Raw genomic sequence first — 555 nt, forward strand, 5'->3', positions numbered from 1 at the left:
CCAACCAGATGAACAGCAGAGTGCAAAACTGTACGAATGAACTCTCTGACATGATAAAAAAATTCGCATAAGCAGCGGAAGTAAATGGCTTAGTGCTTCTCTAAATAAAGCATAGGGTAGGAGCAAATATGGTTACGCAAAATACCAACTTTTCCCCGGAGCAACCAAAAAATGAAAAAGACGAGCAACAGAATGTAGCAATAGTTGAATTCAATAGCAGTGTGCTCAGCAGGCAATCGACGGATTTTTTGACTCATGAAGAGTTAAAAATGTTGGAAGCCGTGATAGGTATCGCTTTTTAGCTTTTCTCATCAATCGGTTGTATTAAAGCAATGAAAGTGAACAGAAAGCCGTTGATGAACAACGGCTTTTTTGTCAATAAAATCTGTTGAAAAGTAGGGAGGAATCAATTGATTAAATGATACGTTGTTGATCTTCTAATACTCTAGATTTTATCAATGCTCGCATCGCTCCATGCCTTTTACAGTTCACTTTTCGTTGGTGGTATGCGATTTGATATTGAATAAAGCAAGCGCCCAAAGGGGAAGTAAAATG

At 38.2% G+C, this 555-nt stretch carries 1 protein-coding gene; it reads left to right on the forward strand.

From position 1 onward, the window contains the following. Window positions 1-128 precede the first annotated feature (128 nt). Window positions 129-302: a hypothetical protein gene (locus tag R7P74_RS28465; RefSeq protein ID WP_005462086.1), complete on the forward strand. Its 174-nt coding sequence runs from the start codon at window positions 129-131 to the stop codon at window positions 300-302. The last annotated feature ends 253 nt before the right edge of the window (window positions 303-555 follow it).

It is taken from the genome of Vibrio sp. 2033 (genome assembly GCF_033339735.1).

What these genes read in the sequence shown, in the direction of transcription:
- R7P74_RS28465 (WP_005462086.1), top strand. Translation starts at nt 129, where the DNA reads ATGGTTACGCAAAATACCAACTTTTCCCCGGAGCAACCAAAAAATGAA.